Origin of the sequence: Rufibacter aurantiacus, from assembly GCF_017916345.1 — a bacterium.
GTDB lineage: Bacteria > Bacteroidota > Bacteroidia > Cytophagales > Hymenobacteraceae > Nibribacter > Nibribacter roseolus.
The window spans coordinates 71089-87168 of the sequence record NZ_JAFMSV010000004.1; the positions used below are offsets into that span (position 1 = coordinate 71089).

At 51.5% G+C, this 16080-nt stretch carries 14 protein-coding genes; 10 read left to right on the forward strand and 4 right to left on the reverse strand.

Annotated features, from left to right (window positions below; all coding sequences use genetic code 11):
* Positions 1-31: 31 nt before the first annotated feature.
* On the reverse strand, positions 32-337 hold the full coding sequence (locus J3P34_RS15120) for an HU family DNA-binding protein (RefSeq protein WP_149090371.1): 306 nt from the start codon (positions 335-337) through the stop codon (positions 32-34).
* A gap of 190 nt (positions 338-527) precedes the next feature.
* Between J3P34_RS15120 and mutY the strand changes: the two genes are divergently transcribed.
* The 6 genes from mutY to J3P34_RS15150 all read left to right on the forward strand — a co-directional run bounded on the left by mutY (position 528) and on the right by J3P34_RS15150 (position 6056).
* Complete coding sequence (mutY, locus tag J3P34_RS15125; RefSeq protein WP_210489514.1) at positions 528-1604, forward strand: A/G-specific adenine glycosylase; 1077 nt, start codon at positions 528-530, stop codon at positions 1602-1604.
* A 45-nt stretch (positions 1605-1649) separates the two neighbouring features.
* Positions 1650-2132 carry a single-stranded DNA-binding protein gene (locus tag J3P34_RS15130; RefSeq protein ID WP_210461994.1) on the forward strand — a complete coding sequence of 161 codons (483 nt, stop codon included), beginning with the start codon at positions 1650-1652 and terminating at the stop codon, positions 2130-2132.
* 233 nt (positions 2133-2365) lie between these two features.
* On the forward strand, positions 2366-3514 hold the full coding sequence (locus J3P34_RS15135; RefSeq protein ID WP_246853745.1) for a transporter associated domain-containing protein: 1149 nt from the start codon (positions 2366-2368) through the stop codon (positions 3512-3514).
* Entirely contained in the window at positions 3501-4100 is a 600-nt protein-coding gene (gene gldD / locus J3P34_RS15140) for a gliding motility lipoprotein GldD (protein ID WP_210461996.1), read from the forward strand. The genes J3P34_RS15135 and gldD overlap by 14 nt, the downstream gene beginning before the upstream one ends.
* A gap of 160 nt (positions 4101-4260) precedes the next feature.
* The gene (locus J3P34_RS15145) at positions 4261-4716 is read left to right on the forward strand and encodes a toxin-antitoxin system YwqK family antitoxin (protein WP_210489515.1); all 456 of its coding nucleotides are present in this window, start codon (positions 4261-4263) and stop codon (positions 4714-4716) included.
* Positions 4717-4826: 110 nt separating this feature from the next.
* The gene (locus J3P34_RS15150; protein ID WP_210489516.1) at positions 4827-6056 is read left to right on the forward strand and encodes an alpha/beta hydrolase-fold protein; all 1230 of its coding nucleotides are present in this window, start codon (positions 4827-4829) and stop codon (positions 6054-6056) included.
* Between the two features lie 135 nt (positions 6057-6191).
* On the opposite strand, the gene xth is transcribed toward J3P34_RS15150, so the two are convergent.
* Positions 6192-6965: an exodeoxyribonuclease III gene (xth, locus tag J3P34_RS15155; RefSeq protein WP_210489517.1), complete on the reverse strand. Its 774-nt coding sequence runs from the start codon at positions 6963-6965 to the stop codon at positions 6192-6194.
* 161 nt (positions 6966-7126) lie between these two features.
* On the opposite strand from xth, the gene J3P34_RS15160 reads away from it, so the two are divergent.
* The 4 genes from J3P34_RS15160 to J3P34_RS15175 all read left to right on the forward strand — a co-directional run bounded on the left by J3P34_RS15160 (position 7127) and on the right by J3P34_RS15175 (position 12961).
* Positions 7127-7657 carry a GNAT family N-acetyltransferase gene (locus tag J3P34_RS15160; protein WP_210489518.1) on the forward strand — a complete coding sequence of 177 codons (531 nt, stop codon included), beginning with the start codon at positions 7127-7129 and terminating at the stop codon, positions 7655-7657.
* Positions 7658-7946: 289 nt separating this feature from the next.
* On the forward strand, positions 7947-10043 hold the full coding sequence (gene recG / locus J3P34_RS15165; protein ID WP_210489519.1) for an ATP-dependent DNA helicase RecG: 2097 nt from the start codon (positions 7947-7949) through the stop codon (positions 10041-10043).
* 702 nt (positions 10044-10745) lie between these two features.
* Complete coding sequence (locus tag J3P34_RS15170) at positions 10746-12197, forward strand: hypothetical protein (protein ID WP_210489520.1); 1452 nt, start codon at positions 10746-10748, stop codon at positions 12195-12197.
* 167 nt (positions 12198-12364) lie between these two features.
* Positions 12365-12961 (forward strand): LURP-one-related family protein, encoded by a 597-nt coding sequence (locus J3P34_RS15175; protein ID WP_210489521.1) that lies wholly within the window; start codon positions 12365-12367, stop codon positions 12959-12961.
* Positions 12962-13083: 122 nt separating this feature from the next.
* Here the strand turns inward: J3P34_RS15175 and J3P34_RS15180 are convergent, their stop codons facing one another.
* Positions 13084-14871 (reverse strand): acyl-CoA dehydrogenase family protein, encoded by a 1788-nt coding sequence (locus J3P34_RS15180; protein WP_210489522.1) that lies wholly within the window; start codon positions 14869-14871, stop codon positions 13084-13086.
* A gap of 15 nt (positions 14872-14886) precedes the next feature.
* Positions 14887-16065 (reverse strand): acetyl-CoA C-acyltransferase, encoded by a 1179-nt coding sequence (locus J3P34_RS15185; RefSeq protein ID WP_210489523.1) that lies wholly within the window; start codon positions 16063-16065, stop codon positions 14887-14889.
* Positions 16066-16080: the final 15 nt, after the last annotated feature.

Sequence of the window (16080 nt, forward strand, 5' to 3'; positions counted from 1 at the left end):
CAAATAGTTAAGGCTGCAAAGGTACAAAAAACTAAGAAACTACTGGTTCTTTGATTTTTTTGCTGTTTTTGATCTTAGCAACAAAGGTTTTAGACGGCTTGAAGGAAGGGATAAAGTGCTCGTCAATGATGATGGACGTGTTCTTGGAGATATTGCGGGCAACCTTCTTAGCGCGCTTCTTGTTTACAAAGCTCCCAAAGCCACGCACGTAAATGTTATTACCATCGGCCATGGAGTCCTTCACCACTTTGAAGAACGCTTCTACTGTGGCTGCAACATCAGACTTCTCAATCCCTGTCTTATCCGCAATTTCTGATATAACTTCTGCTTTAGTCACTTGTTTAATCTTTTAAAGTAATTGAGTAAAGATGAATATGTTTGTACAAACGTTTACTGTATCGCTACAGCACCCTGAAATCGGGGCACAAAGGTAGTCGGCCTTTTCGGAAAGTAAAACAATTTATGTAAAAATCTGCTTCGCTTATGCACGGCGTAAGAACAGCAAACCAATATGTTAAAGCCTTTTCATGGCCACCAGCACCCCCACCTTCTTTAGCAATACCCTTATAGAATGGTACCACCGCCACCAGCGCTCTTTGCCCTGGCGGGAGACCACAGACCCTTACGCCATCTGGCTCTCGGAGATAATTCTGCAGCAGACCCGGGTACGGCAGGGCCTTCCGTACTACCTTAAATTCATGGAGCGTTTTCCCACGGTGCATGACTTAGCAAACGCCCCCGAGGATGAAGTATTGCGTCTCTGGCAAGGTTTAGGTTATTACTCCCGGGCCCGAAACCTGCACTACACGGCCAAGCAGGTGGTGGCTGAATTCGGCGGACAGTTTCCGGCTAACTATCAGGGATTGTTACAGTTAAAGGGCGTTGGCTCTTATACGGCAGCGGCTATTGCCTCCTTCGCGTACCGTCAACCGGTGGCGGTGCTGGACGGGAACGTGTACCGGGTGTTGGCCCGCGTGTTTGGCCGTCACGAAAACATCGCCGCACCCTCTAGCAAGAAGGTCTTTGAGGAAATCGCCAACCACCAAATCCCCGTGGATCACCCGGATACCTATAATCAGGCCATCATGGAGTTCGGGGCCATCCAGTGCACGCCGGTGAATCCGGACTGCCTTTTCTGCCCTTTGCAGCAGGAGTGCTTCGCATTCCAGAACGGCTTGGTGAATGTGCTGCCCGTGAAAGAGAAAGCCAAAAGCAGCCGCCACCGTTTTTTGCACTATCTGGTTCTGCAGCACGAAAACAGGCTGTATTTGAGAAAACGCCCCGGAAACGACATCTGGCAAGGGCTCTATGATTTCTTCACGGTAGAGACAGACACGCCGCACCCTAACCCAGAACGTTTACAAGAAGAGGTTTCTGCGGCGTTGGATATTCCAACCGTTGCCCTCACCAGCACCGGCAAAGTGTACAAACACATCCTCACCCACCAGAAAATATCTGCCCAGTTTTATCTGATTTCGCTTCCTTTCCGTTTAAGGGAAGAAACAGAAGAATCTATAGGAATACAGCTATATACTATTGATGAAATAGAAGAACTTCCTAAGCCTATTTTGATTCATTCATTTTTAAATGAGCATTTTTTTTAGTATTTTTATAAGCTAAATCAAATTTAAACCACCAGATTTCAATCTATGGCTAGCATTAATAAAGTTATCTTAATTGGCAACCTTGGCAAAGATCCGGAAGTGCGTCACTTAGAAGGCGGCGTGGCGGTAGCCCGTTTCCCGCTGGCTACTTCTGAAACGTTCAAAGACAAGAACGGCGATAGACAGGAGCGCACCGAGTGGCATAACATTGTGGTATGGCGCGGCCTGGCAGAGGTGGCAGAGAAATACCTGAAGAAAGGCCAGTCTGTCTATATTGAAGGAAGAATCAGAACCAACAGCTACCAGGACAAGGATGGCGTGCAGCGCTACAGCACTGAGATTGTGGCCGATAACATGACCATGCTGGGTGGCCGTTCTGAAGGCGGGGCAGCCCAAAACGGCGGAAGCTACGGCAACGACGCCGCCTCTGCCAGCGTAAGCAATACCAGCGGTAACGCCGGCCAAAGCAAAGGTGGAAGTTCTAAGTCTGTGGCCTATGACGAGGAGCCAGACGATCTGCCTTTCTAACCTATTGTTGAACCAAACATTGACTTTTGGAAAGTATACCTCCATTAGGAGAGCCCTCCAGTTGGGGCTCTCTCTTAACTTTATCCCTTCCAGCTGTCCAAGGGGTGGATTGGGTTCCTTCTGCTCTCCTGGCACTGCTCTTAGTCTGCACACTGGCCATTACCGCTGCTCTGGCGGCCTTTCAACAGTTTCTTAGCACCACTTCTTTAACGTCTGCCCAAAAGGCTGCGGCCTTGCCAGCATCCTTGTATGCCGAGCCAGAGAACGCGGTTTTGGCCGGAGTATTCCTGGCCTCTACCCTCCACCTTTTAGCTGGTATAACCGGCTTCTGGCTTTTAAGAGACCTCTTCGCTGCTTCCACGGGTTATCCCTGGCTGTGGGTTAGTGTGGGCTTTTCCGTAGTGGCAACAGTCTTCCTCATGCTGCGCGGGTATTTCGCAAACTTGGGACGTCGCAGGCAGGAATCTTCTTCCACACCGGTGTTTTTGGGGGTTCTTAAGGTTATCCAGACTATTGGGGCGCCATTTGTCTCCCTCATTCTGCCGTTAAAAGGACTGGTGGGCCAGACCCGGGTGGCATTCGGCACGCCTTCACCCACAGAAGAGCTTTCCCTTTCTCTTGACCAGGCCCCCACAGAACCTGCCTCGCCAGAAGAAAAAGGACTCTTGAAAGCCATCGTGAATTTCAGTTCCATTACCGTAAGGCAGATCATGCGGTCCAGGGTAGATGTGATTGCCTTGCACCGCCGCCTGCCTTATTCTGCCCTGCTGAAGCAGATCCAACAGTGGGGTTACTCACGGGTACCGGTCTACAGCCAGGGCCTAGACAAGTTGGATGGCATCCTGTATGTGAAGGACATTCTCCCCTACCTCAATGCCCCCGCAGATTTTGTGTGGCAAAACCTCATCAGAACCCCTTACTTTGTACCGGAGACTAAGAAGATAGACGAGCTGCTGCGCGAGTTTCAGGAGCGGCGCGTGCACATGGCTCTGGTGGTGAACGAGTACGGCGAAACCACGGGTCTTATCACCTTAGAGGATGTGATTGAGGAGATTGTGGGCGAGATCCACGATGAGCTGGACGAGGAAGAAGACCACTACTATACGCAACTGGACGAGCACACGTTCTTGTTTGAAGGACGCACCTCGCTGCACGATTTCTGCAAGATAGTAGACCCGCCCACCGATCTCATGAAAGAGATCAAAGACAACGTGGAGTCTGTGGCCGGCCTCATGCTGCGTCTTTTCTCCCGCATACCGCATACCGGCGAAGAAATGCAGTGGGGGCCGTACCTCTTCCGCATTGAAGCCGCCGACAGTAAAAAAATAAAGAAAGTACGGGTACACGAGCCGGTACCTCACCCGCATAATGAAAAAGAATAACCTCTTCTATCTGGTTGCCCTGCTGGGCGGATTTTTGTTTCTGTCTGGTTGCGCCGAAGAGTACACTCCCAAGCCCAAAGGCTTTAACCGCATAGACCTACCAGAACCCCGGTACATCCAACTGCAGGAGAAACACCCTTACACCTTTGAGCACTCTGTTTACGCCAAGATCCTGAAAGACTCCTCGCGCATAGCAGAGCCGCACTGGATTGACATTTACTACCCCCGTTTCAAGGCCAATATTCAGATAACGTACAAGAACTTCAACCAGGACCCTAAGGTGTTCAACGGTCTTGTAGAGGATGCCCGTAAACTCACTTCCCGCCACCAGATCAAAGCTTACGCCATTGAGGAAAGCCAGATCAAGACGCCCACCGGCATTACCGCCAGCGTGTTTGAATTGGAAGGCGAGGTACCCAGCCAGTTTCAATTCTATTTGACAGACAGCACCAAGCACTTCTTCCGCGGCGCGCTCTACTTCAGAACCGCCACCTCTAATGACTCCCTTGCCCCGGTGATTGAGTACCTGAAGAAAGACGCCGTGCACCTCTTGAACACCCTCCATTGGACTGAGCAGATAAAGTAAGTTCCGGTTGAGGATCATTTTGGGGAAATAAGCCCTAAAACAGCTAGCCAATTCTAAAAGCCGATTAGTATCTTGTGGATGCTATTCGGCTTTTTTATTTCTATTGTCAAATGAACTGGTTAGAAGCAAGCCTACAAAAAGGCCATAGGTGCACCTGAAAATGAAAACTTTATTATTTACCCTTGCTTTTTCCTGTTTCATTAGCTGCAAAACGATCAGTAATCATCCCAATGCCATCAAAACGCCTGATGCAGAAACCGAAAGCGTTAGGACAGCTAACTTCGGAAACGGGCAACTAAAAGAAAACGGAAATTACAATACAGATACCTATACCACTTGCTGTATCCATGGATTTTGCCCCATACGTTATCATTATAAGACCGGCAAATGGGTGTACTTCCATCCTAATGGCCAGGTAAGGGCGAAAGGAACCTATAGAGTTGGCAAAAAGCATATAGAAACCAGCTGCGAGGATGGTGCCGAAATCAATTTCGGGTTTGTGACCAACCGCTGGAAATTCTATGATAGCAAGGGCAATGAAATAAAGCCTAACGAGAGGTTAATCAAAGAGATTGAAGAAAGCGGCTATTTTGATGAGTTTTCAATGCCGAAATAAACTACCTTGAAGTAAAGGAAAACACGCCTCAAGCCCCGCATTTCCATGCATCCATCACCCCGTGTTTTTGACCTAGTTTTAAGGTTCTCCATCTAAAACATTGCTGCTATATGGCCCGGGCAATTTGCATCCTTTTATGGCTGATTACTTTTTCCATGGCCTATGGCCAGGCGGGCAGGCAGATAGTGATTGGCGTAAGAGACACCGTGGCCTCAAAGGTTTTGAACGAGAAAAGGGGGTTACTGGTGCATCTGCCCATGACAGAGCCAGACGTGTTTTCGCCAGACCAGAAGTACCCAGTTATCTATGTTCTGGATGGCGACGGAAGCCTGTTTTACTCGGTGGTGGCGATTACGGAAGGGTTGAGCGGCGGAAGCGGGAACTTCATGTTTCCGAAGATGATAGTGGTAGGCATTCCCAACACAGACCGCACCCGTGACCTGACGCCCACTTACAGCACAGATTCTACCGTGATGCCCGGTTTCCTACTAGCCAACTCCGGCGGCGGCGAGAAGTTTCTCTCCTTTTTTCAGCGGGAACTCATTCCCCATATAGAGACTCATTATCCGGCGGCGCCTTACCGGGTCATTATTGGGCACTCTTTTGGCGGGCTCACCGTGCTCAATGCCCTGGTAAACCACCGAGGGCTGTTCAACTCCTTCGTGGCCATTGACCCCAGTATGTGGTGGGACAATCTGCGCTACAGCCAAGCCCTGAAAACCGCCTTGCGGCAAGGGACTTTCGCCAATAAGGCGCTGTACGTGGCCATCGCCAACTCCATGGAGAAAAAATTCACCCTGCAAACGGTGACCAAAGACCAGACCGCAGCTACCCTCCCCATCCGCTCTATTCTGGACTTCGATAAGTTTCTGAAAGAAAACCCAAAGCCCGGACTGGCTTACAGATCAAAGTTCTACCCAGATTATGACCACGGAGGGGTTCCGTTGGTGGCCATCTATGACGCTCTGCCCTTTGTCTTTGACTTCTTCACGCTTAACTTCCCGTTCTCCACCTTTTTCAACCCCACTTACAAAGACGATGGGCTTCTTATAAACCATTACCAAAAGGTGAGCGCCAGAATGGGCTACACGGTATCGCCGCCGGGAGAATTGGTGAACGCCCTGGCTCACCAACTTATGGGTACCCGCCAGTTTGACCGCGCCTACAAGTTACTCCAGTTGAATATAGACAACTATCCCAAAAGCTATATGCCTTACAGCGCCATGGCCGAGTATTTTGAGCTGAAGGGAGACAAACGGAAAGCCAGGGAATACTACTTGAAATCGGTAGAAATCAAGCCCCTGCCCGAGACTAAGGCGAAATTAGACAACCTGAAATAAAGGAATCCGCTTGCAGCAGATGTCTTCTGTTTAGGATGTGTTTTTCAGAAAACAAGGGTTAAAACACAGCTCCAGTTCTTATCTGCAGTCTTATGCTTGGCAAGGATTACTTCATAGTTCCAACCAAATCATTCCTTACAGGTTTACCTCAATCCAGACGGGGCCATGGTCGCTGGATTTCTCCCAGCCTCTCACCTCGCGGTCTACGCCAGCGGAGACTAGCTTTCCCGCCAGATCGGGACTGAGCAACAGATGGTCAATCCGGAGGCCGGCGTTTCGGCCGTAGGCGTTCCGGAAGTAATCCCAGAAGGTGTAGATGGTTTCATTGGGGTGAAGCAGCCGGAGCGCATCAATCCAGCCTTGGGCTTTCAATTCTTCAAACGAGGCGCGGCTCTCAGGCCGGAACAGCGCATCTTCTACCCAACGCTCGGGTTTATAGGCATCCAGCTCCGTAGGGATCACGTTGTAGTCACCAGCCAACACCACCGGGATATTGGAAGAAAGCAAATCGGCGGCATGGACTTTCAGTCGATCAAACCACTGCAGTTTGTAGTCGAACTTTGGTCCCGGGGCCGGGTTGCCGTTGGGCAGATACAGACAACCTATCAACACGCCGTTCACCATAGCCTCGAGGTAGCGGCTTTGCTCATCCTCCGGGTCACCAGCCAGCCCCCTGCCCACCTCCTCGGGTTTCTGTTCCTTTGCCAGGATTGCTACGCCATTCCAACTCTTCTGTCCGTGCCAAACGGCCTGATAGCCTATATCAAGTAAGGCTTGTTCCGGAAACTTCTCCTGCGGCGTCTTCAATTCCTGGAGGCAAGCCACATCTGGCTGGGTTTCTTCAAGCCAACGCAGTAAAACCGGTAGGCGGGCATGAATTCCGTTCACGTTGTAAGTCGCTATTTTCATGGGTACAGTAGTTGTGGGGAGCTGTGGATTTGATGAAACCTCCAGTAACATACGGCTTCCGCTTGTAGAAAGCTATAGGGTATAAAGGAAAGGCTTGCCAGCCTCAGACCTTATGGCTAGTTTCACCCAACAAACCTCTAAGACGATTTGCTTTGCCCCAGATGACCTCTCCACCTTACACCATCAGAAACGCAGACCCAAGTGAATTTGAAGCACTAGGCCACCTCATGGTGCAGGTCTATTCCCAACTGGAAGGCTTCCCGAAGCCCGATGAGCAGCCCGCCTATTATCAGATGCTTTCCAACATCGGGGAGTTTACCCAGCACCCGGGCGTGGAGATTTTGGTGGCAGTTTCTGAAGAAGGCACCATAAACGGAGGCGTAGTTTTCTTCCGGGACCTGCAGTATTACGGCTCCGGCGGAACGGCTACCCAGGAGAAAAACGCCGCTGGTTTCCGGCTGCTGGCGGTTCCCCTTGAATTCCAGGGACTAGGCATCGGCAAGGCCCTGACCTTGGCATGTATCCAACGCGCGAAAGATCACCAACTTTCACAAGTCATTATCCACAGTACCAAAGCCATGCAGACCGCCTGGCAGATGTACGAGAGACTGGGTTTCAGAAGGTCCGAGGACCTGGACTTTATGCAGGGAGAGTTACCGGTGTACGGGTTCAGGATGCACCTCCCAGCCTAGGAAGAACCAAAGCCACCCGCTATCAATAGCACTTTCCCCGCGTCTATCTGATCTGCAGTCTGAGTATACAATTAAGCTGTACCTGCAAGCTGTACCTGCCCTCCGTTTCGGGCCTGATTTTAGGAAAACAGCTTTGAAACGGAATCAATGTATTTTCCACGGGCTACAAAACCTGCTAATCTCATTAGCCTGCCTCCTATCTTTTGTGTAATTTTACAGGGCGGCTTTCTTCCCTATTTTACTGGGGGATTTCTCAGAAACAGGTTTAAAACACGGCTGCCTCCTATCAGTGTCATCAGGCTTTTTCCATACCAAAATTGAGTTCTTGAAAGGGGTTGGTCCGCAGCGCGCCACGCTGCTGCAGACTGAGTTGGGCATTTTCACCTACGGCGACCTCATCCAGCACTATCCTTTCCGGTACATGGACCGCACCCAGTTCCACGCCATCGCGGACCTCAACGAGGACATGCCCTACGTGCAGATCAAGGGCCGCATCCTGGAGAAGAACCTGTTGGGCGAGGGCCGCAAACAGCGCCTCTCGGCCATCATCCGGGATGCCTCCGGCGAGATGGAGTTGGTGTGGTTCAAAGGCGTGAAGTGGCTGAACGTGCAGCTGAAAGTAAACCAGGAGTACATCGCCTTCGGGAAGCCCAGCCTGTTCAACGGCAAGTTCAACATGGCCCACCCTGAGTTGGAGGAAGCCACCGAGGTAAAGCAAGGCCAGAGCTTTCTTCAGCCCGTCTACAGCACCACCGAGAAACTGAAGAACCACCGGGTAGACAGTAAGGCCATCAGCAAAATGATGGCCGATCTGCTAAAACAGTCGCCCACGCACCTCTCGGAAACCCTCACGCCTGAGTTGGTGGACCATTACCGCATGGTTTCCAAACGCGAGGCCATGCTGCAGGTGCATTTCCCCAGCAACTGGGACACCTTGCAGGCGGCTCGCTTCCGGTTGAAGTTTGAGGAGCTTTTCTACACCCAGCTCAAGCTGCTACGCACCCGCACCAAGCGCAAAGCAGAACTGGCGGGCCAAATCTTCAGCAAAACGCCCACGCTCACCGAGTTCTATAAAAACCATTTGCCCTTTGACCTCACCAACGCCCAGAAACGGGTGGTGCGCGAGATTTACCAGGATGTCACCGCCGGCAAGCAGATGAACCGCCTTCTGCAGGGCGATGTGGGCAGCGGCAAGACCATCGTGGCGTTCGTGACCATGCTCCTGGCTACGGACAACGGCGCCCAGGCCTGCATCATGGCCCCTACCGAGATCCTCGCCGACCAGCACTACCAGGGCCTGAAGAAATACGCCGATGCCTTAGGTATTGTACTGGGCAAGCTCACCGGTTCTACTAAAAAGGCAGAACGCCGGGTGTTGCATGAGCAACTGCGCAGCGGCGAGATGAAGATGATAGTGGGCACGCACGCGCTTTTGGAGGACGAAGTACAGTTCCAGAACCTGGGCCTGTGCATTGTAGACGAGCAGCACCGTTTTGGCGTAGCCCAGCGCTCTAAACTCTGGCAGAAGAATCCCCGCATCATTCCGCACGTGCTGGTCATGACGGCCACGCCCATCCCCCGCACGCTGGCTATGACTTTATATGGCGACCTGGAAGTATCGGTGATTGACGAGCTGCCCGCCGGCCGCAAGGAAATCATCACCGTGCACCGCTATGACAGCAATCGCCTAAAGGTATTTGGGTTCATCAGGGAGCAGATTAAATTGGGTCGCCAAGTCTACATTGTGTATCCTTTGATTGAAGAGTCTGAAGGTCTGGAGTACAAAGACCTGATGGACGGCTACGAAAGCGTGACCCGCGCCTTTCCGGAGTACCGCGTGAGCATGGTACACGGCAAGATGAAACCGCAGGACAAGGATTTTGAGATGCAGCGCTTTGTAAAGCACGAGACCCACATCATGGTGGCCACCACTGTGATTGAGGTAGGCGTAAACGTGCCCAATGCCAGCGTGATGGTGATTGAGAATGCCGAGCGCTTTGGCCTGGCCCAATTGCACCAGTTGCGGGGCCGCGTAGGCCGGGGCGCCGAGCAAAGCTACTGTATCTTGATGACGGGCTACAAACTGAGCAAAGAAGGGAAAACGCGCATTGAGACCATGGTACGCACAAACAACGGCTTTGAGATTGCCGATATTGACCTGAAACTGCGCGGCCCCGGAGATTTGATGGGAACCCAGCAAAGCGGCGTGCTGGATTTATTGATCGCTGACCTGGCCAAGGATGCCAAGATTTTGAAGGAAAGCCGGCATGCGGCTCTGCAGATCATAGAAAAAGATCCAGACTTAAGTCTTCCGGAGCATGCCAACCTGTTGCGGCACATCCGATCGCTGAGTGCCAACGCCGTAAACTGGAGCCGGATCAGCTAGACCAAAGTCTGGATCTTCAGGTGTTGTAGACTAATTGATTGAGTAAGTAAAAGTAGCTTCAGTATTTTGTTTTTTTGAGGTTGGTACTACTAAATTCTTGGTTTGCTGGGTACTTGGGTAACTCTCCTGGATGTTCAACGAGTAAGCGTCTTCAGTTGTACTATTACTTTTCTTACTGATTTCACTCGTGGCCTCCTCTTTCAGAAATTTTCCAACTAAGATCATCCCTACCAAAAAGAGCATTTTAAAAATGAATTTCATAAACTAACTAGAAAAAGATATTTAATCAACAATACAAGCAAAATACGTGTCTCAATTACTAAGAACCATCAACAGAAAATCATGTTTTTGTTAAGTCTACATTAACAGATTTCCACCGGAGCTTCCATTTTATCTTATCACTATTTTGACAAGCCTAGGCATTTACGGCTACACTACAATTGGGTTAACCTAATGTCCAAAAAGTTATCCACAAGTTGTTTTTTGCCTGTATTCCTATATTTTAATATAAATTATTTTAACTATTTGTATACCCTTCTGCTTGATTCACAAACGGCTGCAAAGGTAGAGATTAATTTCTTAATTACACTATTCCGTTACACATTTAACATTTCCATTAAATAACCCTTATTCTTCTCCCATATAATTAATGTCTTACATAAACATATGGGGTATATTTGCCAAAATTCAAATTATACATTTATGCGTTACCCTTTCCTGCTTCTATTTTTCTTCTTTCTGGTAAACTTACTGCCCGGAATAACCCGGGCGCAGGCCCAAAAAATAAAGTCATCTCCTTTCTCCTATACCCCAGAGGCCGCCGGCGATCAGTACAACCAGCGGATTCCCAAAAAAGCCTATACCGTAAGCCCCACGGATTTCGTGATCCTTAGCCGCACCGCCGACAACAACTATGCAGTTATCCGGTACGGAGCAGACCTGAAGCCGGCCTGGACCACTCCGGTTTCCCTCCTGGGCCAGGAAACCGTGGAAGCTTTCTCCCACAACAATCAGACCGTTCTACTGATCACGCACCGGGTGCAGGCCGAGCAAGGCAGCCAGGCGCTCTACGGCCGCCTGTTTGATGTAGCCACCGGCAAAGAGATAAAACAGACCAAGCTGCTGGAAGCCCCCAGCAAAAGCCGCCGCCTGGCGGTAGCCACCTCCGCCGACGGCTCTAAACTGGTCGCTTACCATTCCATTACCCGTAATGAGGAACTGCGTTCCATGCAAGCCGCCGTCTATGACGCCTCGCTTACCAAGATCAAGGACCGAACCTTTGATTTCGCCGGCGCCGGCACCCAGGTAAGCGCCCAGGTACAGATAGACAACCACGGCAACCAGTTCGTGAGCATCTTAACCAACAACTCCATGCGCCTGAGCGTGCGCCGCTACAACAACCGCGACAATGAGATCAAGGTGATGGAGGTCCAGGTGGGCGGGGTGTTCAACGGCGAGAAGGTGTACGTGATGGATACTTATTTCAAACTGCATCAGGACAGCAGCCTGTACGCCGCCGTTCTGGTTGCCGAGGAAAAGAAAGGCGAGTACCACAGCCTTAAAATGGTACGGTTTGACTACGCCGCCGGCAACATGCGCTTCGCAGATGAGTTCCGTTTCACGCCCGAATTCACCGAAAAGCTCAACAAAGCCACCGGCGCCAAACGCCTGGAAGATATCTACCTCTCAGACATCCTCATAAGCTCAGAAGGACAGACTTTGATTATAGCAGAGAAAAAGTACACCGAAGGCGGCGAGAACAGCGACTACCACGCCAAGGAACTCCTGCTGTTTGCCTATGACGAGTACCTGCACCCCACTTGGAATTCCGTAATCCTCAAGAACCAGACCGCCCCCGCCGCCGAGGGATTTGCCGGTATTTCCTATAATGCCCACCTCACCGGGAACCGTCTGCAGATGCTTACCCTGGAAACCCTCAAAGGCAAAACCGATCTCTACACCCGATCCATCCATCTGGTGACCGGCGCTGCCGAGCCCCCCAAAGCCGTAGGCCTCAACGTGGCCAATGACCAGCAGGTAGCCTTCGTAAAAGACTTTACCACCTGGCTCAACGAGCGCACCATCACTGCCGTGAACCGGCCCAACAAATCCTCCAAAGGCCTGCGCCTGAGCCGGATCACCTTTAAGGATTAAGCTGTTTCAGGGCCGGTTTCAGGAAAACACACCTAAAACGAAATCATCTGTTCATCACTTGGCAGGAATAAAAGGTCAGCAGTTCAGGCTTTTTATTCCTGCCCATATCTTCTGCTTTTCACAGTCACTTTACTTCAGTTTAATCTGCCACTTTCTAACCCTGGTTCATGCAAGACCTTTACTTTCCATTAGAATTCCAGTTTAAAATCTCTACCCTCGCCAATGACTTTTCGGTGAAGGATGCCGGTGGCCTCCCCGTGTGCTATGTTCGGCAGAAGCTTTTCAAGTTGAAGGAGGAAGTGATCGTGTTCAACGATGAGTCCCAGTCTGAACAGCTTTACACCATCAAAGCCAACCAATGGATTGACTTCTCGGCTGCCTATGTCTTCAGGGACAGAACCGGTCAGGAGGTTGGCCGTGTGGCTCGTAAGGGTTGGGCTTCTTTGTGGAAAGCGCATTACGAGGTATATGACCAAAACCAGCAGCAGGATTTCACCATCAGGGAAGCAAATGCCTGGGTTAAGGTAGCCGATGGTTTGCTGAGCGAACTTCCGATAGTAGGCATACTGACCGGGTACTTTTTCAACCCCAGCTATACCGTGACCCGTCCGGACGGCACCCTCATCGCCACCCTTAAAAAGCAGAAGTCCTTCTTCGGCCGGAAGTTCACGGTAACCCAGGAAAGCGCCTTTGAACCCGGGGAGCAGGAACGAATTGTCCTAAGCTTAATGATGATGATTCTGCTTGAGAGACGAAGAGGATAGTTTTTTTGCTTGGGCACCTAAACCCTGCGCCTAGTTCACCTTACTAAAAACAGAAAGCCCCGCCAATTGGCGGGGCTTTCTGTTTTACAGGCGTTTTGGCCAAAACAGGCCCGAAACGCAGCTTAGTACACGTACTCGTTCGCCTTGATCATCTCAGAGGCGATGCGTCTGCGGGCTTCTTTGGTGTTGAACGGCTCCAGTTTGGTGAAGCGCTTCAGACCAATCAGCAGCAGTTTCTGCTCATCGCCGGGCTCGGTCATAGCCGCAATAGCTTCTTTCCCGGCTTTGTTGATACGGTCGGCAGCATCGTTGATCACCACACGCATCATATCCAGTTGACGGGAAGTGGCTTCTTCGCCATTGCGGCTCACCAGTTTCTCCACGCGCAGCAACGTAGACTCCGCGATGTAGGCCTGGATAGCCATATCTGCGATGTACATCAATACTTCCTGCTCTTTCTCCAGGGTCATCATGAACTTCTGCACGGCGGTACCGGCAGTGAGCAGCATGGCTTTCTTGAACTTGCTGATGGCTTTTTTCTCGTAGGCAAATAGGGTGGTGTCTTCGTCCCCGAAATCCGGGATCTCCATCAACTCTTGTTGCACGGCCGCGGCAGGGCCCATCAGGTCAAGTTCACCTTTCATGGCTTTCTTCAAGACCATGTCCACAATGAGCATGCGGTTGATCTCGTTGGTGCCTTCAAAAATGCGGTTGATGCGGGCATCGCGGTACGCGCGGTCCATGGGGTAATCGGCGGAGAAGCCGTAACCACCGTAGATCTGCACACCTTCGTCTACCACGTAATCCAATACCTCAGAGCTGTCTACTTTCAGGATGGCAGCCTCCACGGCAAACTCACGGGCGGCTTCCAGCACGGCTTCGTTGTAGCTTTTACCAGCGGCCAGCAGTTCCTGCTCTTTGTTATAGATGTCATGACCGGCGCGGTACAGGGCAGACTCCACCGCGAAGATGCGGATGGCCTGCTCAGCCAGTTTATGGCGGATAGCCCCGAATTTAGAGATCGGAATCTTAAACTGGATGCGCTCATTGGCATATTTCACCGATAAATCGGCCACGCTCTTACAAGCACCCAGACAAGCCGCCGCCAATTTAATCCGGCCGATGTTGAGGATGTTGAACGCGATCAAATGGCCTTTGCCAATCTCGCCCAGCACGTTTTCTTTCGGCACTTTGCAGTCGGTGAAGAACACCTGGCGGGTGGAGGAACCTTTGATCCCCATTTTATGCTCTTCGTTGCCCAAACTCAAGCCTTCGGTGCCTTTCTCCACAATGAAGCCGGTAAACTTGTCGCCGTCTACCTGCGCGAATACAATGAAAACATCGGCGAAGCCCGCGTTGGTGATCCACATTTTCTGGCCGTTCAGGATGTAGTTGTCGCCTTCCACATCCAGTATGGCTTTGGTTTTGGCGGCCAACGCATCTGACCCGGAGCCAGGCTCAGTCAGGCAGTAAGATGAGGTCCACTCACCGGTAGCCAGTTTAGGGATGTACTTGGCCTTCTGCTCCTCCGTCCCGAAGTACAGGATAGGCAGGGTCCCAATCCCCGTGTGTGCCGCAAAAGCCACCGGAAACGAGTGCCCTGGCCCCACCGATTCGGTCACCAGCAAAGACGAGTTGAAGTCCATGTTCAGGCCGCCGTACTCCTCCGGAATAGCGATACCGAACAAGCCTAACTCGCCAGCCTTTTTCATGAGGCCTTCCAACAGGCCTTCTTCGTGGTTGTCCATGCGCTCCACCAACGGCTGCACCTCCGTGTCCACAAACTGCCGGGCCGTCTCAGCCATCATGCGCTGCTCCTCAGAGAAATCCTCCGGAATGAAAACGTCCTGGGCGTTTGTCTCCTTGATGATAAACTCACCGCCTCTCAATGTTCTGCTTACAGTTTCCATATGTTTAGATGCTGTTTATTTTAAAAACTCATAAATACCGGCTACACCCTGGCCACCGCCTACGCAGGCCGTCACCATGCCGTACTTCTTGTTCATCCGGCGCAGATCACTAAAGAGCTGCACGCTCAGTTTGGCACCGGTACAGCCCAGCGGGTGACCCAAGGCAATGGCGCCGCCGTTCGGATTCAGTTTATCCGGATCGATGCCCAGCTCCCGCATCACCGCAATCGACTGCGACGCGAAGGCCTCGTTCATCTCAATGATGTCGATGTCCTGCAGGTTCATGCCCGCATTTTTCAAAGCGCGCGGAATGGCTTTCACCGGTCCCATACCCATGATGCGTGGGTCCACTCCTTCAGCGGCATAAGACACCAGACGGGCAATGGGTTCAATATTCAGTTCTTTCACCATGCGCTCGCTCATCACAATCACGAAGGCGGCGCCATCTGAAGTTTGGGAAGAGTTACCAGCTGTTACACTACCATTGGCGGCAAATACCGGCCGCAACTTGGCCAGCTTTTCCATGGACGTGTCAGCGCGCGGGCCTTCATCAGTGTCTACCACGTAAGAGCGGGTTTTCTTTTTGCCGTTCTCATCCATGTAGGTTTCTTCCACGTTGATGGGCACAATCTGGTCTCTAAACCGCCCTTCCTCAATGGCCCTGATAGCTTTTTGATGTGAGGCATAGGCAAAAGCATCCTGGTCCTCGCGGCTTACTTTAAAGTCATTGGCCACCGCCTCGGCGGTCAGGCCCATGCTCAAGTAATACTCTGGGTGTTCCTTCGCGATTTTGTAGTTAGGCGCAGTCTTCCAACCCACCACCGGCACCAGGCTCATAGACTCAGCCCCTCCAGCGATGATAACATCGGCCATGCCGGACTGGATTTTGAAAGACGCCGTAGCGATGGTCTCAATGCCCGAGCCGCAGTAACGGTTCATGATGGCGCCGGGCACGTTGATGGGCAGAGACAAAAGGGAAATCATACGTCCCATCTGCAGGCCCTGCTCGGCCTCAGGCACCGCGTTCCCAACCAACAGGTCATCCACGCGGGCAGGGTCCAATTGCGGCACCGACGCCAACAGATGCTTGATCACATCGGCGGCCAGGTCATCGGGCCGGGTGAACCGGAATACTCCGCGGGGCGCTTTCCCAACGGCGGTCCTGAATCCAGCAACTATATAGGCAGTTTGCATTTTCTTTTCTTTTTT